This window comes from Micromonospora haikouensis (genome assembly GCF_000876225.1).
GTDB classification, from domain to species: Bacteria; Actinomycetota; Actinomycetes; order Mycobacteriales; family Micromonosporaceae; genus Micromonospora; species Micromonospora haikouensis.
Map to the genome: position 1 here is coordinate 3,049,521 of NZ_JXSX01000001.1, position 24,812 is coordinate 3,074,332.

A 24,812-nucleotide genomic window follows, 5' to 3' on the forward strand; every position below is an offset into this window, starting at 1 on the left:
ATGAGATGGCGCCTGCTCGGTCCGGTCGAGGCCGTGGTGCGGGGCGAGCGGCTGCCGTTGGGTCGGCCCCAACAGCGCGCCGTGCTGGCCTATCTGCTGCTGAATGCGAATGTGCTGGTGTCGGCGGAACAGGTGGCCGAGGCGCTGTGGGGCGGGGCGTTGCCCGCGCGGGCGCGCGCGCAGGTCCAGGTGTGCGTCTCCCGCCTGCGGCAACTGACCCGCGCGGCCGACCTGCCGGAAATGATCTTCTCGGAATCCGGCGGGTACCGTCTCGATCTCGACGGTGACGACCTGGACACGCGGGTCTTCTCCGGCCTCGTCGCGGCTGCCCGCCGGCACGCCGATGCCGGGGAGCACGAGCCGGCCGCCGGCCTGTTGCGCCAGGCGCTGGCGCTGTGGCGCGGCCCGGCGCTCGCGGGCGCGTCCGCGGTCTTCGTGCCGGGGGCCGCCGCCAGCCTGCACGACAGGCGGCTTGCCGCGTCCGAGGACCTGTTCGACGCCGAGTTCGCGCTCGGCCGGCACGCCGAGGCGGTGGCGCCGCTGCGCAGGTTGGTGGCTGCCGACCCGTGGCACGAGGGCCTCGTCGTACGGCTGATGACGGCCCTGGCGGGGGTGGGGCACCAGGCCGAGGCGCTGCGGGTGTTCGAGCGGGCCCGCCGCCGGCTCGCCGACGAGCTGGGCGTCGAGCCGGGCGGGCGGCTCGCGGAGACCCACCTGCGGCTGCTGCGGCAGCAGGTCCCGCCGACCGGGCCCGCGCCCGCCCCGACCGCGCCCGCCGCCCGGGACGCCGGACCGGGCCTGCGCCCGGCGCAACTGCCCGCCGGCCTGTCGACCTTCACCGGCCGCGTCGACGCGCTCGCCGAACTGGACGCGATGCTGGACCGGGCCCGGCGGAGCGCCGCCCTGGCGGTCGTCGCGATCATCGGCACCGCCGGGGTCGGCAAGACGGCGCTGGCAGTCCGGTGGGCGCACCGGGTGCGGCCCCTGTTCGACGGCGGGCAGCTCTTTCTCGACCTGCGCGGATACTCGCCCGGGGAGCCGCTCACGCCGCTGGACGCGGTGTCACGCTGCCTCCGCGCGCTCGGCGTGCCGCCCGCGCAGGTCCCGGACGACGTCGACGAGGCCGCGAACCTCTACCGCAGCGTGGTCGCGGACCGGCGGATGCTGTTCGTCCTCGACAACGCCCGGGACACCGCGCACGTCCGACCGCTGCTACCCGGCGGCGCCGGCTGCCTGGTGATCGTGACCAGCCGGGGCCGCCTCGGCGGGTTGGCCACCCGGCACGACGCGCAGCGGTTGTCGCTGGACGTGCTCGCGCCCCCGGAGGCCACGGAACTGCTGGCCCGCGTCATCGGCGCGGACCGGATCACCGGGCAGGAGGCCGCGCTCGCGGAGCTGGCCCGGGACTGCGCCCGCCTTCCGCTGGCGCTGCGCATCGCCGCGGCGGACCTGCAGACCCGTCCGCACGAGACGATCAGCGACTACCTGACCCGGCTCCGCGCCGGCGACCCGCTGACCATGCTGGCCGTACGCGAGGACGAGCAGATCGCGGTGCGGTCGGCGTTCGCCGCCTCCTACCGGACCCTGCCGCCGCGACTGCAGCGGCTCTTCCGGCTGTTCGGCCTCGTGCCCGGCGCCGACGTGACAGCCGAGTCGGCCGCCGCGAGGATGGGCTGTCCGACCGCGGAGGCGGCCGGGATGCTCGCCAGCCTCGCCGACGCGCACCTGGTGCACGAGCGGACGCCGGGTCGCTTCGGCACCCACGACCTGCTCGGCCGTTACGTCGTCGAGCTCGCGGCACTCGACGACGACCGGCGGACGTTGGCCGACCTGCTCTCCTGGTACCTGTTCAGCGTGCACTCCGCGGCCGACCGGTTGTGCCCGCAGGTGCTCCGCGTGCCCCTGCAACTGCCCGTCCCCGCCCGTCCCCTGCGGTTCACCAGCCACGTCGACGCTCTCGCCTGGCTCGACTCGGAACGCCACAACCTCGTCGCCGCGACCCGGCACGCGACCCGCCGGGGACTGCACGCGTACGCCTGGGCGCTGGCGGACGCGCTGCGGGGATACCTGTGGCTGGGCATGCACACCGCGGAATGGTCCGAGGTCGCCCGGCTCGGCCTCACCGCGGCCCAGGCTGCGCGCCACGAGCAGGCCGAGGCGGCGGCCCGACTGAGCCTGGCGGCCCTGAACTGGCGTCTCGAACGGTTCCCGGAGGCGACCGACGACTACCGGCTGGCGCTGCGCTCGGCGAACCGGTCGGGATGGCACGACGGGCAGGCGGCGGCGCTGGGCAACCTGGGCCCGGTCTTCCGGATGACCGGCCAGCCGCGCGAAGCCCTGCGGGTCATGGAACAGGCGCTGGAGCTGAACCGCCGCACCCGCCGCACGGCTGGCGTCGCCGTCAACCACAACAACCTCGGACTGGTCTGCGCCGACCTCGGGCGGCTCAGCGAAGCCGCGAACCACCACCACGCGGCGCTCACCCTGGCAGACCAGAACAGGTCGGTGTGCAGCCGCGCGCTCATCCTGAACAACCTGGGTGCGGTCTACCACCTTCTCGGTCGCCTCGACGAGGCGGCGCGGACGTTGACCACCGCGTTGGAGTTGCACGAGCAGACGGGCAGCCGGGGCCGGGCCACCGCACTGTGCGCGCTGGCGCGGGTGCACCACGACCGCGGCGACGACGCGCATGCCTCGGCGCTCGCCCGTCAGGCGCTCGACATGGCGCGCGAGCCGGCCGAACCCCGGCTCGAAGCGGTCGCACTCCACGTCCTGGGCCTCGTCGACGGGAAGGTCGGCCTCCTGGTGGACGCGCTGACGCACGCGCGCGCGTCCGCGGACCGCTACATCGAGGCCGACATCATCGTCAGCCTCGCCGAGCTCGACGAGTCCGCGGCGCTGTCCTGGTGCCGTGCGGCGCTCTCCGTCGCGCGGCAGTGCGGCTACCGGCTCCTCGAAGGCCGGGCGCTCGCCGCCCGCGCCGCAGCCGCGTACCGGGCCGGCGACCGGGCCACCGCCTGGCACAGCGCGCGGCTCGCCGCGCAGTCCCACGCCGCGACCGGACACCAGCCGGGCGCCGATCGGATCGAGAAGCTGCTCGCCGTTCTCTCCCCGGTCCCCTCGCCTGGCTAGCCGTACCAGGAGGGCCCGGACCCACCCTGCGGGTCGCGCCGGCGCGACCGACGGGGACCGGCCGTACGCAAGGATGGGTCCATGACCGAGGAGTTGACCGTCAGCGTGCTGGGCACAGGCATCATGGGCGCCGCCATGGCCCGCAATCTCGTCGGGGCGGGACATGCCGTGCGCGTGTGGAACCGGTCCCCGCAGAAGGCGGCGGGGACCGGCGCGACCGTGGCGGAGTCGCCGGCCGACGCCGTCCGCGACGCCGACGTGATCATCACGATGCTGTACGACGGCGGCACGGTGCGCGACGTGATCGGGCAGGCCGCGCCGGGGCTGAAGGCGGGCGCGCTCTGGCTGCAGACGACCACCGCGAGCCTGGGCGACGTGGCCGCGCTCGCCGCGACAGCCGCCGAGCACTCGGTGGCCTTCTACGACGCGCCGGTGCTCGGCACCCGGCAGCCGGCCGAGGCCGGCCAGTTGACCGTGCTCGCCGCCGGGCCGCACGCCGGCCAAGAGCGGCTCGCCCCGGTGCTCGACGCGATCGCGGCCCGGGTGGTGTGGCTGGGCGACGACGGCGCGCGGGGCGACGGCACCCGGTTGAAGCTGGTGGCGAACAGCTGGGTGCTCACGGTGACGCACGGCGCGGCGGAGATGCTCGCGTTGGCCGGGGCGCTCGGCGTCGACCCGGACCGCTTCTTCGAGGTGATCGGGGGCGGCCCGCTCGACATGGGCTACCTGCACGCCAAGGCCGACCTCGTGCGGCAGGGCCGGCTGTCGCCGGCGAGCTTCGCGGTGGAGACCGCCGAGAAGGACGCCCGGCTGATCGTCGCGGCGGGCGAGGACCACGGCGTACGCCTCGACGTCGTGGCCGCCGGCGCGGAACGGTTCCGGCGCGCGGCGGCCCAGGGACACGGCGGGAAGGACATGGGGGCGTCCTACTACGCCAGCTTCACCCCCTGACCCGGAACCGCCCCGCGCGGCGGCGCGGGCGGGGCGTGGGCCCGGTGGGTGCGGGTGACGGTCGTGGGTGTCAGACTGCGGGCCGGGATCACGTGGCAGGGCGCCGGCGGGCCGGCCCGGCCGGCCGGCCGCGAGTCGAGAGGGAGCGTGTCGTGGACGAGCAGCCCGAGCCGCCAGCCATGGTCGCGGCGATCGATCCGGCGGTGCCGCCGAGCGGCCCGGGTTGCGTCGAGTGCGCGTCCTCCGGCGGGTGGTGGTTCCACCTGCGCCGCTGCGCGGCCTGCGGTCACGTCGGCTGCTGTGACTCCTCGCCGAGTCAGCACGCGACCGCGCACGCGGCCGCGACGGGGCACCCGGTCGTGCGGAGCTTCGAGCCGGGTGAGTCGTGGTTCTGGGACTACTCCGAGGACCAGTTCCATGCCGAGGGGCCGGAGTTGGCCGGGCCGCAGTCGCGTCCGCTCGACCAGCCCGCCCCCGGCCCCGCCGGCCGGGTGCCGCAGGACTGGCAGCGCCACCTGCACTGACCCCGCCGCCGACGATCACGTCGACGCGACGGCGGCACGGATGAGGTCGACGAGGGCGGCTGCCTCCGGGATGGCCACGGTGTGTGAGCCGCCGGGCAACTCCACCGTCTGCCGGGAGCCCGCCCGCTCGGCCATGAACCGGTGGGCCGCGACCGGGATGTTGAGGTCCTCGCTGCCGAACAGGAACCAGGACGGCAGCGACTGCCAGGCGGGCTCGCCGGAGGGCTCGTTGAGGGCGGCCTCGGTGATCGGCCGCTGGGTCACCGCCATCACGGCGGCCCGCTGCGCCGGCGAGTCGGCGGCGAACTGGTGGTGATAGCGGTCCTGCCGGATGTAGAGGTCCGTGCCGCCGTCGGGAAGCGGGACGGCGGCCAGCGTCTCGCCCAGGGAACTGCCGGGGAACCGCCCCGCCAGGTCGGCGGCGCTCTCACCGGACGCGGGGGCGAACGCCCCGACGTAGACCAAGGCGGTGACGTCCGCGGCCCCCGCCGGTACGTTGGAGATCACCATTCCGCCGTACGAGTGCCCGACGAGGACGACGGGCCCGTCGATGCCGGTGAGCACGGCGCGCAGGTGGTCGGCGTCGTGCCGGACGCCGCGCAGCGGATTGGCCACGGCCACCGCCGGGTAGCCGCCGTCGAGCAGTTCGGCGATCACGCCGTCCCAACTCGCCGATTCGGCGAAGGCGCCGTGGACGAGGACGACCGTCGGCCTGCCGGGCTGTGCGGTGGTGATGGACATCGCCGGGTACCTCCGAATAGTGGCTCGAACGTCAACCCCATCCTCGGGCCACCGGCGCACCGCGTCGTACGTCCACCGGCCGGCTCACCCGGCAGAGACCATCGGGCGGCGGCGGGGGCCGGGTGCGGCGTGCCGTCACAGGTAGTCGGCCGGCCAGTGGAACGCCCCGGGCGCCGCCGTGATCGCGGCGAGGTGGTCGGGTGTCGCGTGGATCGGCCGGACCATCCCGGTGGTGTCGGCCTCGACCACCGGGGCGACCAGCAGGCACGGCAGCGCGGCGTCGATCGCCGGGTCGGCGGGCAGCCGGGCCACGCAGTGCCGTACGTCGCGCGCGGCGGCGGCGCGGGCGACGGCGCGGAACAGGGCGGGCAGGGCGTCCGGCCGGTCGGGCAGGGCGGCGGTCTCGACCACCCGGACGCGCCCGGGAGCCCAGTGCGCGGCCAGGTAGCCCGCCACCCGGCCCCGGTGGCGGGCCACCAGCAGTTCGGTGGGCGGGGAATACCAGACCGGCACCCGGAGCCGCCAGTCGTCGGCGGCGCGCACGGTGCTCAGCGGCCGGTCGGCGTTGAACGCCGCGTGCACCGGGGCCAGCTCCGCCCAGTCCACCCCGGGTTCCGCCCGCACCGTCCAGCCCGCCGGTGGGGCCGTGGCCGTGGCTGCCGCCGGCCGCCCGGTCGGGTAGCGCAGGGTGAACGGCCGGTAGCCGCTGGACGCGTACACGCCGGGTGTGCCGGTGAACAGCAGCGACCAGGCGCAGCCGTCCGCGGCCATCGCCGTGACGGCCAGGTCGAGCAGGCGGCGGACGTGCCCCCGCCCCCGCGCCCGGACCCGGGTGGCCACGTTGGCGACGCCGCCGACCAGGTCGACGCCGCCGGCGGCGTCCCGGATCCGGCGGGGCAGGTAGTAGACGGCGGCGACGACCGTCCCGGCCTGCACCGCCACGAAGGTACGCGGAAGGCGGCCGGGGTCGCCGGACCACAGCCGCACGACGTGCGCGTCGTCGAACGCCTCCGCCCAGGTGGCGTGCAGCGACGGCACGTCCGCCGCGGTGGCCGGACGGTACGCGACCGGGGCGGTCACGCCGGCGCGAGCGCGGTGCGCTGCCGGCCCAGCCCGTCGATCTCCATCTCCATCACGTCGCCGGCCGCGAGGTAGGGGAACCGGCCGGAGAGCGCCACCCCCTGCGGGGTGCCGGTGTTGACCAGGTCGCCGGGTTCGAGCACGGTGAACTGGGACAGGTGCCAGATCAGGTACGCCACGTCGAAGATCATGTCGGCGGTGCGGGAGTCCTGCCGTGGTGCGCCGTTGACCCACGAGCGCAGCCGCAGCGCCTGCGGGTCGGCCACCTCGTCCGGGGTGACCAGCCAGGGGCCGAGCGGGTTGAAGGTCTCGCACGACTTGCCCTTGGCCCACTGGCCCCCGGGGTCGGCGAACTGGTAGTCCCGCTCCGAGACGTCGTTGGCGACGGCGTACCCGGCCACGTGGGCCAGCGCGTCGGCGGGGGAGTCGAGGTAGCGGGCCGGCCTGCCGATCACCACGGCCAGTTCGACCTCCCAGTCGGTCCTGGTCGAGCCGCGCGGGATCAGCACCCGGTCGTACGGGCCGACGACGGTGTTCGGCGACTTGTGGAACAGGATCGGCCGCTCGGGCGGGGCGACGCCGGACTCGGCGGCGTGCGCGGCGTAGTTCTGCCCGATGCAGAGCACCGCCCCGGGCCGGGCGATCGGCGCGCCGACCCGCTCCCCGGTCACGTCGAGACGCGGCAGGGGGCCGGCCGCCCGCACGCGCGCCACGGGGTCCCCGGCGAGGAACGCCGCGTCGATGTCGGCGGTGACCCCGCTCAGGTCGAAGTGGTCGGTGCCGTCGAACAGCACCGGCCGTTCGGCGCCGACCGGGCCGATCCGCATGAACTTCATGGTGTCCTCTCCAGATGGTGCGGTGGGCCCCTCGACGGGCCCCGGTGGGGGTGGCCGCGCCGGTCAGCCCGTCCGGGCGAGCAGCTCGGGCGTGACCGCGTGGGCGAGGGGCCGCCCGCTGGCGTACCGGACGATCTCGTCGACGACGATCTCGCCCTGCCGCCGCCGGCCCTGCACGGTGCCGGCGGCCTGGTGCGGGGTGAGCAGCACGTTGGGCAGCGCCCGCAGGGGATGGCCGGTGGGCAGCGGCTCCTCGTCGAAGACGTCCAGCGCGGCGTCGATCCGGCCGCGGGTCAGCTCCGCGACGAGCGCCGCCTCGTCGACCAGCCAGGACCGGGCGGTGTTGACCAGCCCGGCGCCGTCGGGCAGCAGCGCCAGCTCGCGGGCGCCCAGCAGGTGCCGGGTCTCCGGCAGGGTCGGCGCGTGCAGCGCGACGATGCGGCTGCCGGCGAGCAACTCGTCCAGGCCGACCAGCCGGGCGCCGAGCCGGGCGGCGTCCGCCGGGGTCAGGGTCGGGTCGCAGACGCTGACCTCCGCGCCGAGGGCACGGACCAGTTCCAGGTACGCCCGCCCGGTGCGGGACGCGCCGACGACGCCGATCGGGCAGCCGAGGATCTCGTGCCGGGGCGGCGCCTGCTCCGCCCGGTGCCACTCGGTGCCCGCGTGCAGGGCGTGGTCGAAGCGGGGCGTCTGGTGCAGCAGGGCCAGGGTGAACGTGAGGGCGACCTCGGCCACGGACCGGGCCATGCCCTGCCCGGCCTGGGTGACCGTGACGCCACGGGCGAACAGCTCGGCGGTCACGAACGGCTTGACCGACGCGCCGGTGTGCGCGACCAGCCGCAGCGCCGGGGCCCGGTCGAGCAGGGCCGCGTCGAGCCGTGGCACACCCCAGGAGGTGACCAGCACCTCGGCCCGGGCCAGCACCGACGCCAGGTCGACGCCGGTGAGCGCCGCGTGGTCGTCGACGAGGGTGGCGTCGGTGGTCGCGGCCAGCCGGTCGCCGACCCGGTCGGGGAAGAACTGGGCCCGCAGCGCGGCGGACACGCTGACCACGGTGACCGGGCGGCGCGCGCCGGTGGGCGGGGTCACCGGTGGGCCGCCCGCCGGCCCGGCTCCCGTCGGCGGCTCACCGGAGCCAGCCATCGCGGTGCTCCGCGACGAAGTCGTCGTCGGTCAGCCACGGGTAGGCGGCGCTCACCCGGGTCAGCTCCTCCGCCTGGCCGGGCGACAGCCCCTCGGCCGGGTCGAGGCACCACACCCCGTCGAGCAGCCCCTGCCGGCGCAGCACCTCGTGCACCCCGGCGATGCAGCCGTGGAAGCCGTTCGCGGCGTCGAACACCGCCGCGTTCGCGTCGGTGACCGCCGCGCTCCGGGCGGTCAGCTCCGCCAGCGCCGCCGCGTCGCCGTCCCGGGCCGCCCGGGCCCGCGCGAACAGCCCGACGGCGGCGCGGGTCCACACCGCCCACTGGCCGAGCAGCCCGCCGACGAACCGGCGGCCGGCGAACTCGCCGAGCAGGTCGCCGACGATGTGGTCGTCGTTGCCGGTGTACAGGGCCACCTCCGCGCCCCGGTCGGCGGCGGCGATCCCGCGCACCGCCTCCAGGGTCCGGTACCGGTCGAACGGGGCCAGCTTCACCGCGACCACCGACGGCAGGTCGGCGAACGCCCGCCAGAACGCCGGGGACAGGCGCGGCCCGCCGATGGCCGGCTGGAGGTAGAAGCCGACGACCGGCAGCACCTCGCCGACCGCCCGGGCCCGCCGGAGCAGGTACGCCTCGTCGGCGCCCGGCACGACGGGGGACAGCAGCACGGCGTGGTAGCCGAGACCGGCGGCGAGTTCGGCCTCGGCGACGGCCTGGGCGGTGTCACCGCACGCCCCGGCGACCTTCACCACGGGCCGCCCGGCCTCGGCGTCGACGGTCTCGGCGGCCAGGGCGAGCACCGGCCGCAGCAGGCCGGCCTGCCGGATCGTGAACTGGGTGGTGTGCACGCCGACGGCGAGGCCACCGGCCCCGGCGGCCAGGTAGTAGCGGGTCAGCGCGCGCTGCCGCCGCTCGTCGAGGCGGCGGCCGGCGGTCAGCGCGAGCGGGTGCGCGGGGATGACGGTCCCCGCGCGCAGCAGGTCCAGGGACACGGTCAGAACCTCCCGTCGCGGACGGCGAACTTGGTGGGCTTGCCCGAGGTGGGCAGGCCGGCGGCCAGCCAGTCGGCCTGCCAGTCGATCAGGGTGCCCAGCGCGACGTCCGGGTAGCCGAACAGCGCGTGGCAGCGGGTGGCGTCGTTGAGCAGCGCGGTCGACGCCTCCTCGCCGGTGTAGCCGACCGGCCGGCCGAGGCGCTCGCCCATCCGGGCGGCGATCCGGCGCACCGGGGCGGTCTCCGGGCCGGTCAGGTTCAGGGTGAACACGTCGGTGCTGGCGTGCCCGAGCGAGCGCAGCGCCACCTCGTTGGCATAGCCCTGCCAGACCACGTTGACGTGGCCGGTGGTGACGTCGACCGGCTCCCCGGCGAGCACCGCGTGGCCGATGTCGGCGAGCACGCCGTAGCGCAGGTCGACCGCGTAGTTGAGCCGCAGCACCGCGACCGGGGTGCCCCGGGTGGCGGCGGCGTGCGCGAACACCTGCTCGCGGCCGAGGCAGCTCATCGCGTAGTCGCCGAGCGGCCCGGTCGGGTCGGTTTCCACGCAGCCGCCGGTGCCCACCGGCACCATCGGGTAGACGTTGCCGGTGGAGAAGGCGGCGATCCGGGCCGCCGGGTAACGCCGGGCCACCGCCGCGGGCAGCACCGCGTTGACCACCCAGGCCAGGTAGGGGGCGCTGGCGGTGCCGAACTTCGCGCCCACCATGAACACCACGTCGGCGGCGTCGGGCAGCCCGGCCAGGTCGCCGTCGCCGAGCAGGTCGAACGCGACCGGCTCCACCCCGTCGGCGGCCAGCGCGGCGGCGCTCTCCCGGTCCGACCAGCGCGACACGGCGTACACCCGGTCGCCGGTGCGGCCGGCGGCGTCGAGCCCCCGGCGGGCCAGCCGGCACAGCGACGGACCCATCTTGCCCCCGGCGCCGAGGACCACCAGGTCGCCGGTGCCGCCGGCCAGGTCGGCGACGAGCGCCGCCGAGGGCCGGGCGAGCCGCTCCTCCAACTCGGACTGACTGTTGAACACTGCACTCATCCCTTGATTCCGGACATCGTGACGCCCTCGGTGAAGTACCGCTGGCCCACGAGGTAGGCGGCGAAGATCGGCACGAACGCGACGACCGAGCCGGCGAGCATGACGTTGAGCGGCACCTGCTCCTTCTGCAGGGAGGCGATGCCGACGGTAAGGGTGCGCATGTCCCCGCTCTGCCCGATGATCAGCGGCCAGAGCAGGTCGTTCCAGTGCCACAGGAAGACGAACACGCCGAGGGTGGCCAGGATCGGCTTGCACAGCGGCAGCACGATCCGCACGAACATCCGCCACTCGGACGCGCCGTCGATCTTCGCCGCCTCGAAGAGCTCGTCGGGCAGGCCCTGGATGAACTGCCGCATCAGGAACACCGCCTGCGCGTTCGCCAGGGTGGGCAGGATCAGCCCCCAGTACGTGTCGACCCCGCCGACCTTGGCGATGAGGATGAAGGTGGGGATGAGGGTGACGTGGTACGGCACCATGACCATCGCCAGGAACGACCAGAACATGGTCTCCCGGCCGGGGAAGCGCTTCTTCGCGAACGCGTACCCGGCCATGGCGGCCAGCAGCAGCACCGCGACGACGCTGACCACCGAGTAGATGGTGGTGTTCAGCAGCCAGCGCAGGATGTCCCGCGAGTCGAGCACCGTCGCGTACGCGTCGAACTCGATCGGCCAGGGCAGCAGGCTGCCGGGGAACTCGACGGCGGCGGCGGGCTTGAGGCTCAGCACCACCATCGCGTAGAACGGGAACAACGTGACCACGCTGGCCACGGCCAGCAGCACGTAGCGCAGCACGACGCCGCCGGGCCCGGGTTGCAGCGCCCGGTACGAGCGCCGCCGGCGGCGCGGCGGGGGCACCGGGGTCGGCGCGGGGGCGGTGGTCGTGGCGGTCACTTGTCCCTCCCGAGGGTCAGCCGCTGGATCAGCGCGACGACCAGCGTCATCACGAACAGGGCCACCCCGATCGCGCTGGCGTAGCCGAGGTCGAAATACTTGAAGCCCTGGTCGTACAGGGCCATGACGAGGGTGTAGCTGGCGCGGGCGGGGCCCCCGCCGGTCATCGCGTACACCAGGTCGAAGACCTGGAACGAGGCGGTCGTCTCGATCACCAGCAGGAAGAACAGCACCGGCTTGAGCTGGGGCAGCACGATCCAGCGGAACCGCTGCCACGGGCCGGCGCCGTCGGTGAGCGCCGCCTCCTCCTGCTCGCGGGGCAGGTCCTGGAGGCGGGCCAGCACGATCAGCATGCCGTACCCGAAGTGCGACCAGACGCCGACCAGGGCGAGCGCCGGCAGCACCAGCGTGCTGGAGGCCAGCCAGGAGTCGTCGGGCAGGCCGACCCAGCCGAGGATCCGCGACCACGGGCCGTCGGAGGAGAACACCCAGGAGAAGATGGTGGCGACCAGCACCAGGCTGGTGACCACCGGCAGGAAGAACACCGACCGGAACAGGCCGACGCCACGGAAGCCGCGCCGGACCAGCAGCGCCAGCCCGACCGACGCGGCGACGGTCAGCGGCACGTACAGCACGGTGTAGCCGGCGGTGACCCGCAGCGCCTGCCAGAAGACGGGGTCGTCGGCCAGCCGCCGGGCGTTCTCCAGCCCGGTCCACTCGGCGTCGCCGCCGATCGTGTAGTCCATGAAGCCGAGCACCAGGCCGGCGATCGCCGGGCCGAAGCGGAACGCCAGGAACAGCAGGAACGCGGGGAGGACGAAGAGCAGACCCCATCGTGCCTCGCGCCGGGCGATCACCCGCCGGGCTCCGCGGGCCGGCAGCTGAGCAGGTACGGCCATCTCGCCATCCTCTTCGCAGGTTCGACACCGGCCGGTCGGGCCGGTGTGGTGGTGCCCGGCCCGCCGCCGCACCGCGGCGGGCCGGCGGGGCTCAGAGCAGCGCGTCGGCGGCCTTCGCCGCGTCGGCGAGCGCCTGCTCCGGGGTCTTCTTGCCGATCAGGGCGGCCTGGATCTCGGGGGCGAGCACGCCCATCACCTCGCGGCTCTTCTCGTGGAGCGGGCCGACCGTGGTGCTGCCCAGGGTCTTCTCCATCTCGGTGCTCACCGGGTCCTGCGGGTACAGCGACCCGGCGGAGGTCTTGGCGGAGAAGTAGCCGCCGGCGACGTCGTACGCGGAGGCGACCGCCGGCGCGGTGACGAAGGTGATCCACTCGCCCGCGGCCTTCTTGGCCTTGCTGCCCTTGAGGATCGACAGGCTGCCCACGGTGCCGTAGCCGACGCTCTTCACGTCGCTCAGCGGCGGGAAGATCTTGATGTTCTCCTTGCCCCAGAACTGCTCCACGTCGGCGGGGACGTGCTGCCAGGTGCAGGCGACCTTGTTCTTCGCCACGTTGGTCTGCTCGAACGCCGGGATGCTGGTGATCAGGTCCTTCTGCACGTAGCCGCCGTCGACGAGCTGCTTGAGGAAGGTCAGCGCCTTGACGCCCTCGGGCCCGGCGAAGGCCACGGACGTGCCGTCGGCGGTGAACACGTCACCCCCGGCCTGCCAGAGCAGCGGGTAGAAGGACTGGTTGAGCGTGGCGCTCGGGTCGGCGTAGTAGTTGGTGGCGTCGAAGCCCTTCGCCTTCAGCTTCGGCGCGAGGGCCAGCAGGTCGGCCCAGGTCTTCGGGTACTCGGTGAGCCCGGCGGCGGCGAACACCTTCGCGTTGCACATCAGCGGGTTGCTGCTGGTCAGCAGCGGCGCGCCGAGCATCTTGCCGTCGAGGGTGACGGCGGTCCGGACGTTCTCCCGGTAGTCGGCCTTCGCGTCGGCGGGCAGGTAGTCGTCTACCGGCTCGATCATCTTCTGGAACTTGCCGAGCTGGTCGGGGATCAGGTAGACGACGTCCGGGCCCTTGCCGCCGGCGATCGCCGCCGTCAGCGACTCCTCCCGCTTGGCCCACGGGAAGATCTCGACCTTGACGTCGACGTCCGGGTGGTCGGCCTTGAACGCGGCGACCTGCTTGTCCCAGAAGCCCTTGTGGGTGGCCTCGTCGGGGACCACCGGGTAGATCCACATGGTGACGCTCTGCCTGTCGCCGCCGGCCTCGGAGCCGCCGCCGCAGGCGGTGAGCAGCCCGGCCGCCAGCGCGACGGCCGCGACCGGTGCGAACCTGCGAAGTCTCATCTGTGCGTTCCTCTCGAAGTGGTTCACTGCGCGGGCACGGTCACGACCGTGCCGGTGTGCCGGGCCGTCTCGGCGGCGAAGACCGCGAGGTGGCTGGCGAGGGTCTCGTCCAGCCCGGACCGGATGTGGTGGCGGTCGCCGGTGGCCACGGCGCGGACGAAGGCGTCCATCAGCCCGGTGTCGCCGCCGCCGTGGTCGTCGGCGGCGGTGGACCCGCCGACCGTGCCGGCGTCGAGGACCTCGATCCGGTCGGTGCGGAAGTCGTGCACCCGGACCCGCTCGCCGTCGCCGGACAGGGAGCCGTGGGTGCCGAACAGCTGGGTCTGCCGGTGGGTCTGTTCGGTGAAGGCGGCCATGGTGAAGGTGGCGGTGACGCCGCCGGTCAGTTCCATCGCCACGACCTGGTGATCGACGACGTCGTTGTCGCCGGAGTACACGCACCGCCCGTACGGGCCGGTGCGCAGCGCCTCGACCAGCGCGGCCTCGTCGGTGCCGTCGGTGACCACGCTGACCGGCCAGACCGGCCCGTGCTCCCGCAGCACCGGCAGGTACAGCTTCGGCGCGGAGTACGGGCAGCCCGGCTCGACCGGGCAGTCCAGGCACCGGGTGGCCGCGCCGGCCGGCGCCTGGTCGGGCCGGAAGTGGCGAAGCCCGCCGAAGCTGGCGACGCGCTCGATGCGCCGGCCGGTGACGTAGCCGAGCCAGTCCAGGTCGTGGCTGGACTTGGCCAGCAGCATCGGGGTGGCCAGCTCCTCCCGCCGCCAGGGGCCGCGCACGTAGGAGTGTGCGTAGTGCCACCAGCCGACCGGTTCGAGGTGCTGGACGCTGACGATCTCGCCCAGCACCCCGCTGTCCACCACCCGCTTCACCAGGTCGGTGTAGGGGGTGTACCGCAGCACGTGGCAGACGGCGAAGAGCACGCCGGTGGCGCGTACCGCGTCGACGATCTCGCGGCACTGGTCGGCCGTCGGCGCGAGCGGCTTTTCCACCAGCAGGTGCCGGCCGGCCCTGGCGAACGCGACGGCCGGCTCGACGTGCATCCGGTCCTGGGTGGCGACGACGACCGCGTCGGCCGCCAGGTCCGCCGCCAGCAGGTCCCGCCAGTCGGCGAACTCCGCCGCGCCCGGGTGGGCGGCGGTGATCAGACCCCGCTGGTGGGGACGCGGGTCGGCGACCGCGACGAGTCGCGCCCGCGTGGGGTTGGCGGCCACCCAGCGGGCGTACGTCTGGCCCCGGTTGCCCGCGCCCGCCAGCGCCACCCGCACCGGCCGGTCCTGCTGTCGCACCTGGCTCCTCGCCTTCTCTTGTCGTGGGGTGGTCAGACCGTGAGGTTCCCGGCGTCGCGGACGCGCGGGCCGGCGGCGGGCAGCTCCCGGGACACGCCCTCCTCGACGCACCCGGTGTGGTGCAGGTACGAGCCCTCGCCGAAGCCGGCGTCGGCCAGCCGCAGCTTCCCGCCGGTGAACTGGACGCCGACGGCGGAGTACCGGTTGGTGCCGGCGTCGACGGCGACGTGCGCGGTGCCGGCGTCGGCGGTGGTGCTGAGGTAGCCGCCCAGCTCCCACCGCACGACGCCGGTGGCCGCGGCGCGCGACAGCAGCGCCCCGGCGGAGTTGGTGCCGCTGAGCACCGCGCCGCCGCCGACGGTGATCCGCTGGTCGGCGGTGCCCGCGAGGCGGATGCCGGTGTCGGTGAGGGTGCCGCCGTGCACGCGCAGGTCGGCGGACTTGACGGTGGCCGGCGCGGCGTCGGGCGCGCCGACGAGGGTCACGTCGGTCAGGTGCAGCCGCCCGGTGCCGCTGAACGTGTGCCCGTCGACCCCGCGGATGGTGGTGCGGACCAGGTGCACCGGCGTGGTGACGTTGGCCTGCACCACGTCGGTGCCGGCGGTGGCGAGGGTGAAGGAGCAGCCCTCGATGACGTTGGGCCGCTGCGACCGGGTGGACTGCTGGGAGATGATCAGCGTGTCGTCGGCGGAGCAGCCGCGCAGCTGCACCCCGTCGGCGTTGACCCACAGCATCCCGGAGCCGGCCAGCCCGGCCTTGCGGATGACCTGGACGTCCTCCAGGGTCAGGTCGGTGACCTTGACCCGGGCCACGAACCAGGAGCACACGTGCTTGCGGACGGTGATCCGCTTCGCCGCCGAGCCCCAGGCCGCCCCGGAGTTGGCGAACGTCATCAGCCCGGAGTTGCCGGTGTAGACGAGGTCGTGCTCGTACTGGCCGTGGGTGACGAAGGGGCCCTGGTCGTCGCCGTCGCCGTGGCAGTTGGTGACGTACCCGTACGCGGAGGCGGTCCAGTCGTTGAGGTGCCGGGCGTTGGAGGTGCGGCAGTCCTCGACGTGCCCGTACAGGCAGTAGATCTGCTGGGTGAGGTAGCCGGCGCCGCCCCAGGTCACGGAGGTCGGGTTCTTCAGGGTGCACCGGGCGGTGTGGAAGTAGGTGCACCAGCGCCGCATGATCACCGGCCAGAAGGTGCCGGTGGCGTCGATGTCGGCGACGTCGCAGTGCACCGCGTACTCGTAGGCGACCGGGTGGGAGCCGGTGTACTGGTCCGCGCCGTTGCCGGTGAAGACGAGGTTGCGCACGTGCACCCGGCTGACCGGTTCGACCCGGGTCCAGGTGAGGGTGCGGCCGGCGGCCAGCTCCCAGCCGTTCTTGTAGTTGACCCGGATGTGGGTGCCGTCGACGATCTGGGTGACCTGGACGAGTTTCTGCAGCTCCCGCTCCCAGGTGCCGGCGAGCCGGTTGACCTCGACGGCGTACCACTGGCCGACGGCGAACGCCGCGGAGTCGGCGACCTGGAACGAGTCCCAGCCCTCGCGGACGGCCTCGGTCAGGGTGTGGGTGCGTACCTCGTCGGTGACCTTGCCCCGGAAGAACAGCACGGCGGCGAACGGGTCGTCGCGGCCGGCGTCGGCGATGCCGTCGGTGGACATGGTGTGCCCGCCGAAGTCGAGCACCAGGTCGCTGCGGGTGAACCGGTGCCGCTGGACGAAGTGCAGGTCGGAGTGGGCCTCGATGCGGTGCACGGTGGGGTCGGTGACCATCGCGTCGAGGGCCGCGTCGGCGGGGGTGCCGGCGTCGAAGATGCCGAAGTGCCGGAACTCGACGACGCCGTCGTGGAGCTGGAGCCAACGCCCGGGCCGGTCGCCGTCGGGGGCGAGGACGGTGCCGCCGTTGGCGGGGGCGGTGCTGGCCGCGTCCCAGCGGAGCAGGCGGGCGGCGCCGTCGCCGGCGGCGTGGTAGCCGTCGACGTGCACGACCTGCCCGGCGCGCAGGGTCTGGGGCTTGATGGCGAGCAGCGCGGCGACGGTGCCCACGTGCAGCACCCCGTTGAGGCCGGGGGCCAGCGGGGTCGGCGGGGCGGGCGGGCCGTCCGGCTTGGCGGCGGCGGGGGCGGCGGTGGCGGGGGAGAGGGCGAGGGCGGTGCCGGCGAGGGCGAGCCCGCCGAGCCCGGAGGCGCGCAGCACGGCGCGGCGGGAGGCCGGCGCGAGGCGGTGGGTGGGTGTGCCGTCGGGGTTGGCGTTGTCGGCGTGCATGGGGGTGTCTCCTCCTGCGGGGGCGTTCAGAGGGCGAGGTTGTCGCGGGTGACGACGCGGGCGGACTCGGCGGGCAGCTCGCGGGCGACCCCCTCCTCGACGCACCCGGTGTGCAGCAGGGTGGAGCCGGCGCCGAAGGCGGCCTCGGCGAGCGTCAGCCGGCCGCCGGAGAAGCGGGCGCCGACGGCGCGGTACCGGTTGACCCCGGTGTCGATGCGCACGTGCGCGGTCTGCGCGTCGGCCGCGGCGCTGCGGTAGTCGCCCAGCTCGATCCGGACGGCCCCGGTGCCGGCGGCCCGGGTCAGCAGGGCCCGCCGGGCGTTGGTGCCGGTGACCGCCGCGCCGCCGTCGACGACGAGGCGCTGGTCGCGCACGGCCGACAGCTCGATGCCGGTGTCGGTCAGGGTGCCGCCGCGCACCACCACCTCGGCCGCGCCGATCAGCAGCGGCGCCGCGCCGGGCGCCCCGGTCAGCGTGCATTCGGTGAAGCGCACCGGGCCCGAGCCGCGCAGGATCGCGCCGTCGAGGCCGCGGAAGGTGGTGCGGACGAAGTGCACCGGGTTGCTCACCGGGGTCTGCACGATCACGGTGCCGGCGGGCTGGTCGAAGTCGCAGTCGGCGATGATCGTGGGCCGGCCCGACCGGGCCGAGCGCTGGGCGATGCTGAGCGTCCGCGCCGAGCAGCCGCGCAGCTGCGCGCCGTCGGCGTTGACCTGGAGCGTGCCGGCCGGGTCGAACGTCGAGCGGGGGATGACCCGCACGTCCTCCAGGGTCAGGTCGGTGATCTTGGTGCCGGCGACGAACCAGGAGCAGACGTGCCGCCGGACGGTGATCCGCTTGGCGCTGATGCCCCACTGGCCACCGCTGTTGGCGATGTCCATCAGGCCGGAGTTGCCGGTGAAGACCAGGTCGTGCTCGTACTGCCCGTGGGTGGTGAACGGGTTGCCGCCGGCGTCGTCGCCGTCGCCGTGGCAGTTCTCCACCGTGCAGTACGCCGAGGCGGTGAGGTCGTTGAGGTGCCGGGCGTTGCTGCTGCGGCAGTCCACCACGTGCCCGTACAGGCAGTAGATCTGCTGGGTGAGGTAGCCGGCGCCGCCGTACATCACGGCCGGCGGGTTCTTCAGGGTGCAGTTCGCGGTGGTGAAGTGGGTGCACCAGCGGCGCATGATCACCGGCCACCAGGTGCCGGTGGCGTCGATGCCGGAGACGTCGCAGCGCACGGCGTACTCGTAGGCGACGGGGTGGGAGCCGCTGTACTCGCGGTCGTCGGGCCCCGACCCGGGGTACTCGCCGGTGAAGGCGACGTGGCCGAGGAAGACCATGTCGCGCACGTGGGCCCGCTGGACCGGCTCCACCCGCTGCCAGGTGATCCGGCGGCCCGGCTCCAGGGTCCAGCCGTTGAGGTAGCCCACCCGGATGTGGGTGCCGTCGACGATCTGGGTGACCTGGACCATCTTCTGCAGTTCGCGCTCGTCGGCGCCGGTGAGGGCGTTGCTGGTGGCGGTCCACCACTGGCCGACGGCGAACCGTCCCGAGTCCGGCACCTGGAAGACGTCGGTCAGCTCGGGGACGGTCTCGGTGAGGGTGTGGGTGATCACCGTGTCGGTCACCCTGCCACGGAAGTACAGCACCGCGCCGAACGGGTTGTCGTGGGTGTTGCGCTCGATGCCGTCGGTGTGCACGGTGTGCCCGCCGAAGTCCAGTTCGATGTCGCTGCGGCCGAAGGTGTGCCGCTTGACGAAGCGCAGGTCGGTGTGGGCCTCGACCCGGCGGATCGCCGGGTCGCCGACCATGGCGTCCAGCGCGGCGTCGGCGGGGGTCTCCCGGCCGAAGATGCCGAACCGCCGGAAGTCGCCGACCCCGTCGTGCACGGCCAGCCACCGGCCGCGCCGGTCGCCGCGGCCCGGGTACGGGTCGTGCACGGTGCCGCCGTTGCCGGCGGCGGTGCTGGTGGGGTCCCAGCGCAGCAGGCCGCCGCCGCCGTCGCCGGGGCGGTGGTAGCCGGCGACCCGCACCAGGGCGCGGGCGGCCAGCGTGGCGGGGGCGAGCCGGGCCAGGTCGGCGACGGTGTCGACGCGCAGCATCTGGTCGTGGGGGGTGGGCGTGGACGTGCCAAGTAGACCCATGGAGAGCCTCAACCTTCGCGGTCCAGCCGTCCGGCGGGGCGCCGGGCGGCGGTGCTGGGGGCCTGCGGGCGCCACGGGGCGTACGCAGGGCGGGGGAAGGTCGGGCAAACGCGCGAGGCGCGCAGGCGGCGGAGCTGCTGACCGGAACGCCCGGCGCCGGGGCTGCGGCGCGACGGGAGTCAGCTGTTCGCCCGAGACGGTCGCGGCCGAGGGCCGCGACCTGCCACGACCGGGGCCGTGACGTTGGCGGGAACGTTAAACAGCAGGTGAACCGGCTGTCAAGGGGTCTGCTCCGCCGGGACGTGGCCGAGGCGGACGGAGATGGCCTCGGCGGCCTGGCGCACCTGCCGGCCCAGCTCCTGGTAGCGCCAGCTGGGCAGGCCGAGCTTCAGCCCGGTCACGCTGATCGCGCCGCAGCACCCGCCGCTGTGGTCGCGCAGGGCGCTGCCGATGCAGAACACCCCCTCGGCGTCCTCCTCGTCGTCGAGGGCGTACCCGGCCTTGCGGACGTCGTGCAGGTGGGCCACGAGCGAGTCCAGGTCGGTGATGGTGTGGTCGGTGCGCCGGGGCAGCCCGACCCGGCCGATCAGCTCGGCCACCTGCGCCGGGGTCATCTCGGCCAGCAACGCCTTGCCCAGCCCGGTGCAGTGCGGCAGCTCGCGGGTGCCCATCCGCAGCTCGATCTGGATGCGCTCGCCGTTGCTGACCTGGTCGATGACGACCGCGTGGGCGCCCTCGGGGACGGCCAGCCGGGAGCTGAGCCCGGTGTCGCGGGTCAGCGCGGTCAGCACCGGGCGGGCGATGTCGCGCAGCGACAGCTGCTCCTGGGCGCGGACGCCGAGGCGGGCCAGGGCCATGCCGAGCCGGTAGCGGCGGTTCATCCCCTCGCCGTCGTCGGCGGCCAGGCCGTGGTGGCACAGCGTGTGCAGGGTGGCGAACGCGGCGCTCTTGGACAGGCCGCAGGCGCGGGCGACGTCGGTGACGCTCAGCCCCTCGCCCGGCGCGGTGGCGGAGAGCGCCTCCAGCACCTCGGCCGCGCGGCTGACGCTGCGGACCAGGTAGCGGGAGCTGTCGCCGTCTTCGGTGGTGGTCATGGTCCTCTTTTCGGGCAGGGAAGCCGAAGCTGTTCGCCAAGGCCGAACAGCGTAACAAACCCGTTCGGAAATCGGGCCCCTCGCTGTTGACCTTCGCGATTTAGCCTGCCTAGTATGCCGAACATCGTTTGGTATAGCCGAACACTGTTCGAAGTTTTGCTAGGTTCCTCCCGCGGCGGACAAACCGCGGCGCCGCGACCGGGCTGGGTCGCCGCGCCGCACCGATGAGGAGAAGGTGTGAATTCACGATCGGCCCCGTCCGGCGTCACCCTCGCCGAGCGGGCGCGCCGGGTCATCCCCGGCGGCGTCAACAGCGGGCAGCGCAGCATCCCGGGCCTCACCGAGATGGTGATCGCCCGCGCCTCCGGCGCGCGCTTCTGGGACGCCGACGGACGCCAGTACACCGACTACCACGCGGCCTTCGGGCCGCCCCTGCTCGGCCACAACGACCCGGACGTCAACGCCGCCGTCGCCGAGGCCGGCACGCGGGTCGACCTGTGCGGGGTGGCCGTCACCCACGGCGAGATCCAACTCGCCGAGACCCTCGCCGAGCTGGTCCCGAGCATCGAGAAGGTGCTGCTCACCAGCACCGGCAGCGAGGCCACCTTCCACGCCCTGCGGGTCGCCCGCGCCGCCACCGGCCGACGCCTGGTGGTCAAGTTCCAGGGCTGCTACCACGGCTGGCACGACTCGGTCAGCCTCAACGTGATCTCCGCCCCCGACCGGGTCGGCGTGCCCGACCCGATCTCCACGGGCATCCTGCCGGAGGTCCTCGACGCCACCCTCGTGCTGCGCTTCAACGACGTGGCCGCCGTCCGGGCCGCCTTCGCCGCGCACGGCGACGACATCGCCGCCGTCATCGTCGAGCCGGTGCCGCACAACGTCGGCTGCCTCCTGCCCGACCAGGAGTTCCTGCAGGCGCTGCGCGACGAGTGCACCCGCGCCGGCAGCGTCCTGGTCTTCGACGAGGTGATCACCGGTTTCCGGCACGACCTGGGCGGCTGGCAGCGGATCAGCGGCGTCACCCCCGACCTGACCACCCTCGGCAAGGCCATCGCCAACGGCTACCCGATCGGCGCCCTGGGCGGCCGCGCCGACCTGATGGACCTGTTCAGCACCCGTCCGGGCGCGCCCGCCTTCTTCGCCGGCACCTACAACGGCCACCCGGCGGTGGTCGCCGCCGCCCTCGCCACCCTCGGCAAGCTGCGCGCCGAGCCCGTGCACGAGCACGTCTACCGCCTCGGCGAGCGGGCCCGCGCCGGCATCGCCGAGGCCCTCGCCGACCTCGGCGTCCCCGCCGTGGTCACCGGGCACGGCTCCGTGTTCGTGACCTACTTCATGCCGGGCCCGGCACCCCGCAGCTACGACGACCTGCTGCGCAACGATGCCGGCATGTTCATCGGCTACCGTCGGCGGATGCCCGAGCACGGCATCTTCGAGCTGCCGCTGAACCTCAAGCGCAACCACATCTCCTACGCGCACACCGACGCCGACATCGACCACCTCGTCGAGGCCACCCGGGCGGCCGTGCGCGACACCCTCGCCTCCGGGGGGACGACCGAGCTGGCCGGCACCGCCACCATGGGCGGCGCGGTCGCCGGCGGGGAGGGCCGCTGATGCTCACCGTCGACAACACCCGGCCGGTCGGGCCGGCCGGGCGGATCAGCCGGGTGGAGACCCTCACCCTCGGCACCGCCTGGCGCGACTTCTCCTACGTGCGGGTGCACACCGACGCCGGGCTGACCGGCGTCGGCGAGATCACCCACCCGTACCGGGCCCGGGAGACCTGCCAGCTCGCCGAGGCGATGGCCGGGCGGCACCTGATCGGCGCCGACCCGTTCGACGTCGAGGAGATCTGGCTGCGCATGTACCAGGGCGACTTCCTGCGCGGCGGCGACGTCGGCGGGATCGTCGTCTCCGGCGTCGACCAGGCCCTCTACGACCTGATGGGCAAGGCCCTCGGGGTGCCCGCGTACCGGCTCACCGGCGGCGCCTGCCGCGACCGCGTCCGGGTCTACGCCAACGGCTGGTACACCGGCGACCGGGAGCCCGCCGCGTTCGCCGAGCGGGCGCGGGCCACCGTCGCCAAGGGGTACACGGCGCTGAAGTTCGACCCGTTCGGCGCCGGCCTCGGCGAGCTGTCCCGGGCCGAGCTGCGCCGCTCGATCGACATCGTCGCCGCCGTCCGCGCCGCCGTCGGGCCAGAGATCGAGCTGTACGTCGAGGGCCACGCCCGCTTCGCCATGCACACCGCCGCCCGGCTGGTGCGGGAGCTGGAGCCGTTCGACCTCGGCTGGTTCGAGGAGCCGCTGCCGTGGACCCACATCGAGCGGTACGCCGAGCTGCGCGCCCGGGCCACCATGCCGATCTCCGGCGGCGAGCACTTCCACAACCGCTACGAGTACGCCCGGCTGTTCGCCACCGACGCCGTCGACATCATCCAGCCCGACCTCTCCATGGCCGGCGGCTTCACCGAGGTGCGCAAGCTCGCCGCCATCGCCGACCAGCACGCCATGGTGGTCGCCCCGCACAACTCCAACTCGCCGCTGTGCACCACCGCCTCCGTGCACGCCGTCCTCGGGATGCCGAACTTCAAGATCCTGGAGACCTTCGACGGGCTGCTGGAGGACTACGTCTTCGACGCCGTACGGGGCGCCCTGCCGGTGGTCGACGGGCACATCGACCTGCCCACCGCGCCCGGCCTCGGCATCGAGCTGGTGGACGAGGTGTTCGCCGAGCACCCGCCGAGCCACGGCTTCTGGAACATGTTCGCCGAGGGGTGGGAGAAGCGGGACCGCCGATGATCGTCGACGTGCACTCGCACCTGTTCGACTGCCCCGACCACGTCGGCGACCCGTTCGCCGCCGAGGCGGCGCGGGCCCACGGCGGCGAGGTCGACCTGACGGTGCGGTGGTCGCAGTACGCGGCCACCGCACCGGCGGACACCCGCACCGTCGTCGTCGGCGGCAAGGCCCGCCGGTCCGGGCTGTGGGTCGACGACGCGGCGGTGGCCGCGTACGTGGCCGCCCGGCCGGACCGGCTCGTCGGCTACCTCGCCCTGGACCCCACCCAGCCCGGCTGGCGCGACGAGCTGGAGCACGGGCACCGCGACCTGGGCCTGCGCGGCATCAAGCTGATGCCGATGTACGCCGGGTTCGACCCCGCCGACCCCGCCTACGACGACCTGTACGCCTACGCCGAACGGCACGGGCTGCCGCTGCTGGTGCACACCGGCACCACGTTCGTCTCCACGGCGCCGCTGCGGTACGCGCTTCCGGTGCACCTCGACGAGGTGGCCATCCGCCACCCCGAGCTGCGCATGGTGCTCGCCCACCTCGGCCACCCGTACGAGGGGGAGTGCATCGCGGTCGTCCGCAAGCACCGGCACGTCTACGCCGACGTGTCCGCGCTGCACTACCGCCCCTTCCAGCTCTGGCACAGCCTGCGGCTCGTGCAGGACTACGGCGTGTGGCACAAGCTCATGTTCGGCAGCGACTACCCCTTCACCACCGTCGACGCCTCGATCGAGGGGCTGCGGGCGGTGGGACGGGTGCCCGGCATCCCCGGCCTCGACCCGCTCGACACCGATCAGATCGAGCGGCTGATCCACCGCCCGTCCCTCGACCTGCTGGGGTTGGCATGACCTCCTGCGTACCGCCCTCCTTCGACCTGTCCGGCCGGCTGGCCGTGGTGACCGGCGCCGCGCGCGGGCTCGGCGCCGCGTTCGCCGCCGGCCTCGCCTCGGCCGGTGCCGACGTGGTGGTGGTCGACCGGCCCGGTGTCGACCTCGACCCGGTCGTGGCCGCGGTGACCGAGCAGGGCCGCGCCTGCCACCCGTACCCCTTCGACCTCGCCGACACCGAGGCGATCGCGGCCTGGTTCGACGGGGTACGCCGCGACCGCGGCCCGGTGCACGTCCTGGTCAACAACGCGGGCGTGGCCCGGCTGGAGCACTTCAACGAGATCACCGTCGCCGCCTGGCGCGAGGTGATGCGGGTCAACGTGGACGCCGTCTTCTTCCTCGCCCAGCGCGCCGCCGAACACATGATCGCCGACGGCGTGGCGGGCCGGATCGTCAACGTCTCCTCCAAGAACGGGCTGATGGCCGAGGCCGGGCTGGCCCACTACAACGCCTCCAAGGCCGCCGTCGAGCTGCTCACCCGGTCGCTCGCCGCCGAGCTGGGGCCGCACGGCATCACCGCCAACACGATCGCCCCCGGCATGATCGCCACCCCGATCGACGGCGAGTTCCCCCTGGACCGCCAGGCGTTCGAGGCCGCCTGGGCGGAGCGGATCCCGCTGCGCGGCGGCTACGGCACGCCGGCCGACTGCGTCGGCGCGCTGCTGCTGCTGGCCTCCGCCGCCGGCCGCTACATCAACGGCACCCACCTGGTCGTCGACGGCGGAGTGCTCGCCGACCAGATGCCCCGGCTGCGGTTCATGCCGCCCTACCGCAGCAGCCTCTGACCCGCGACCGGTCCCGCCGTGGTGTCCCGGGCCGGG

20 protein-coding genes are annotated in these 24,812 nt (G+C 74.2%); 7 read left to right on the plus strand and 13 right to left on the minus strand.

From position 1 onward, the window contains the following. The 3 genes from TK50_RS12685 to TK50_RS12695 all read left to right on the plus strand — a co-directional run bounded on the left by TK50_RS12685 (nt 1) and on the right by TK50_RS12695 (nt 4,607). Nucleotides 1-3,132 carry an AfsR/SARP family transcriptional regulator gene (locus TK50_RS12685; protein ID WP_052503711.1) on the plus strand — a complete coding sequence of 1,044 codons (3,132 nt, stop codon included), beginning with the start codon at nt 1-3 and terminating at the stop codon, nt 3,130-3,132. Between the two features lie 81 nt (nt 3,133-3,213). Then, on the plus strand, nt 3,214-4,083 hold the full coding sequence (locus TK50_RS12690; RefSeq protein ID WP_043962928.1) for an NAD(P)-dependent oxidoreductase: 870 nt from the start codon (nt 3,214-3,216) through the stop codon (nt 4,081-4,083). Between the two features lie 152 nt (nt 4,084-4,235). After that, nucleotides 4,236-4,607: a UBP-type zinc finger domain-containing protein gene (locus TK50_RS12695; protein WP_229404442.1), complete on the plus strand. Its 372-nt coding sequence runs from the start codon at nt 4,236-4,238 to the stop codon at nt 4,605-4,607. Nucleotides 4,608-4,622: 15 nt separating this feature from the next. On the opposite strand, the gene TK50_RS12700 is transcribed toward TK50_RS12695, so the two are convergent. From TK50_RS12700 to TK50_RS12760, 13 genes are all read right to left on the minus strand, one after another. Further along, entirely contained in the window at nt 4,623-5,348 is a 726-nt protein-coding gene (locus TK50_RS12700; protein ID WP_043962930.1) for an alpha/beta fold hydrolase, read from the minus strand. A 135-nt stretch (nt 5,349-5,483) separates the two neighbouring features. After that, a complete protein-coding gene (locus TK50_RS35425) occupies nt 5,484-6,428 on the minus strand; it encodes a GNAT family N-acetyltransferase (RefSeq protein WP_043962931.1) in 945 nt (314 codons plus the stop codon). Further along, nucleotides 6,425-7,255, minus strand: a complete 831-nt coding sequence (locus TK50_RS12710) for a fumarylacetoacetate hydrolase family protein (RefSeq protein WP_435822981.1) — start codon at nt 7,253-7,255, stop codon at nt 6,425-6,427. Before TK50_RS12710 ends, TK50_RS35425 begins: the two co-directional genes overlap by 4 nt. 72 nt (nt 7,256-7,327) lie before the next feature. Beyond that, nucleotides 7,328-8,407: a hydroxyacid dehydrogenase gene (locus TK50_RS12715; protein ID WP_082106274.1), complete on the minus strand. Its 1,080-nt coding sequence runs from the start codon at nt 8,405-8,407 to the stop codon at nt 7,328-7,330. Next, entirely contained in the window at nt 8,391-9,398 is a 1,008-nt protein-coding gene (locus TK50_RS12720; protein WP_199486011.1) for a dihydrodipicolinate synthase family protein, read from the minus strand. The genes TK50_RS12715 and TK50_RS12720 overlap by 17 nt, the downstream gene beginning before the upstream one ends. Before the next feature lie 2 nt (nt 9,399-9,400). Next, complete coding sequence (locus tag TK50_RS12725) at nt 9,401-10,432, minus strand: NAD-dependent epimerase/dehydratase family protein (protein WP_043962934.1); 1,032 nt, start codon at nt 10,430-10,432, stop codon at nt 9,401-9,403. Next, a complete protein-coding gene (locus TK50_RS12730) occupies nt 10,429-11,322 on the minus strand; it encodes a carbohydrate ABC transporter permease (RefSeq protein WP_043962935.1) in 894 nt (297 codons plus the stop codon). The genes TK50_RS12725 and TK50_RS12730 overlap by 4 nt, the downstream gene beginning before the upstream one ends. Beyond that, the gene (locus TK50_RS12735) at nt 11,319-12,221 is read right to left on the minus strand and encodes a carbohydrate ABC transporter permease (protein ID WP_043962936.1); all 903 of its coding nucleotides are present in this window, start codon (nt 12,219-12,221) and stop codon (nt 11,319-11,321) included. Before TK50_RS12735 ends, TK50_RS12730 begins: the two co-directional genes overlap by 4 nt. Nucleotides 12,222-12,312: 91 nt before the next feature. Then, nucleotides 12,313-13,548, minus strand: a complete 1,236-nt coding sequence (locus TK50_RS12740) for an ABC transporter substrate-binding protein (RefSeq protein WP_043962937.1) — start codon at nt 13,546-13,548, stop codon at nt 12,313-12,315. A 23-nt stretch (nt 13,549-13,571) separates the two neighbouring features. Further along, nucleotides 13,572-14,834 (minus strand): Gfo/Idh/MocA family protein, encoded by a 1,263-nt coding sequence (locus TK50_RS12745; RefSeq protein ID WP_043962938.1) that lies wholly within the window; start codon nt 14,832-14,834, stop codon nt 13,572-13,574. Nucleotides 14,835-14,866: 32 nt separating this feature from the next. After that, the gene (locus tag TK50_RS12750; protein WP_199486012.1) at nt 14,867-17,089 is read right to left on the minus strand and encodes a hypothetical protein; all 2,223 of its coding nucleotides are present in this window, start codon (nt 17,087-17,089) and stop codon (nt 14,867-14,869) included. A gap of 26 nt (nt 17,090-17,115) precedes the next feature. After that, complete coding sequence (locus TK50_RS12755) at nt 17,116-19,215, minus strand: hypothetical protein (protein ID WP_043962939.1); 2,100 nt, start codon at nt 19,213-19,215, stop codon at nt 17,116-17,118. 278 nt (nt 19,216-19,493) lie between these two features. Beyond that, nucleotides 19,494-20,309 (minus strand): IclR family transcriptional regulator, encoded by an 816-nt coding sequence (locus TK50_RS12760; RefSeq protein WP_043962940.1) that lies wholly within the window; start codon nt 20,307-20,309, stop codon nt 19,494-19,496. Between the two features lie 237 nt (nt 20,310-20,546). Between TK50_RS12760 and TK50_RS12765 the strand changes: the two genes are divergently transcribed. The 4 genes from TK50_RS12765 to TK50_RS12780 are packed head-to-tail and all read left to right on the plus strand — an operon-like array spanning nt 20,547 to nt 24,776. Beyond that, entirely contained in the window at nt 20,547-21,926 is a 1,380-nt protein-coding gene (locus TK50_RS12765; RefSeq protein WP_043962941.1) for an aspartate aminotransferase family protein, read from the plus strand. Further along, nucleotides 21,926-23,113 carry a mandelate racemase/muconate lactonizing enzyme family protein gene (locus TK50_RS12770; RefSeq protein WP_043962942.1) on the plus strand — a complete coding sequence of 396 codons (1,188 nt, stop codon included), beginning with the start codon at nt 21,926-21,928 and terminating at the stop codon, nt 23,111-23,113. Before TK50_RS12765 ends, TK50_RS12770 begins: the two co-directional genes overlap by 1 nt. Beyond that, entirely contained in the window at nt 23,110-23,952 is an 843-nt protein-coding gene (locus TK50_RS12775; RefSeq protein ID WP_043962943.1) for an amidohydrolase family protein, read from the plus strand. The genes TK50_RS12770 and TK50_RS12775 overlap by 4 nt, the downstream gene beginning before the upstream one ends. Then, on the plus strand, nt 23,949-24,776 hold the full coding sequence (locus TK50_RS12780) for an SDR family NAD(P)-dependent oxidoreductase (RefSeq protein ID WP_043962944.1): 828 nt from the start codon (nt 23,949-23,951) through the stop codon (nt 24,774-24,776). Before TK50_RS12775 ends, TK50_RS12780 begins: the two co-directional genes overlap by 4 nt. Nucleotides 24,777-24,812: the final 36 nt, after the last annotated feature.

Excerpts from the sequence above, each read along its gene's own strand:
- TK50_RS12710 (WP_435822981.1), bottom strand. The coding sequence starts at position 7,255 with ATGCGGATCGGCCCGGTCGGCGCCGAACGGCCGGTGCTGTTCGACGGC.
- TK50_RS12780 (WP_043962944.1), top strand. The coding sequence starts at position 23,949 with ATGACCTCCTGCGTACCGCCCTCCTTCGACCTGTCCGGCCGGCTGGCC.
- TK50_RS12755 (WP_043962939.1), bottom strand. The coding sequence starts at position 19,215 with ATGGGTCTACTTGGCACGTCCACGCCCACCCCCCACGACCAGATGCTG.
- TK50_RS12770 (WP_043962942.1), top strand. The coding sequence starts at position 21,926 with ATGCTCACCGTCGACAACACCCGGCCGGTCGGGCCGGCCGGGCGGATC.
- TK50_RS12775 (WP_043962943.1), top strand. The coding sequence starts at position 23,110 with ATGATCGTCGACGTGCACTCGCACCTGTTCGACTGCCCCGACCACGTC.
- TK50_RS12760 (WP_043962940.1), bottom strand. The coding sequence starts at position 20,309 with ATGACCACCACCGAAGACGGCGACAGCTCCCGCTACCTGGTCCGCAGC.
- TK50_RS12725 (WP_043962934.1), bottom strand. The coding sequence starts at position 10,432 with ATGAGTGCAGTGTTCAACAGTCAGTCCGAGTTGGAGGAGCGGCTCGCC.
- TK50_RS12740 (WP_043962937.1), bottom strand. The coding sequence starts at position 13,548 with ATGAGACTTCGCAGGTTCGCACCGGTCGCGGCCGTCGCGCTGGCGGCC.
- TK50_RS12685 (WP_052503711.1), top strand. The coding sequence starts at position 1 with ATGAGATGGCGCCTGCTCGGTCCGGTCGAGGCCGTGGTGCGGGGCGAG.
- TK50_RS12735 (WP_043962936.1), bottom strand. The coding sequence starts at position 12,221 with ATGGCCGTACCTGCTCAGCTGCCGGCCCGCGGAGCCCGGCGGGTGATC.
- TK50_RS12700 (WP_043962930.1), bottom strand. The coding sequence starts at position 5,348 with ATGTCCATCACCACCGCACAGCCCGGCAGGCCGACGGTCGTCCTCGTC.
- TK50_RS12750 (WP_199486012.1), bottom strand. The coding sequence starts at position 17,089 with ATGCACGCCGACAACGCCAACCCCGACGGCACACCCACCCACCGCCTC.
- TK50_RS12715 (WP_082106274.1), bottom strand. The coding sequence starts at position 8,407 with ATGGCTGGCTCCGGTGAGCCGCCGACGGGAGCCGGGCCGGCGGGCGGC.
- TK50_RS12690 (WP_043962928.1), top strand. The coding sequence starts at position 3,214 with ATGACCGAGGAGTTGACCGTCAGCGTGCTGGGCACAGGCATCATGGGC.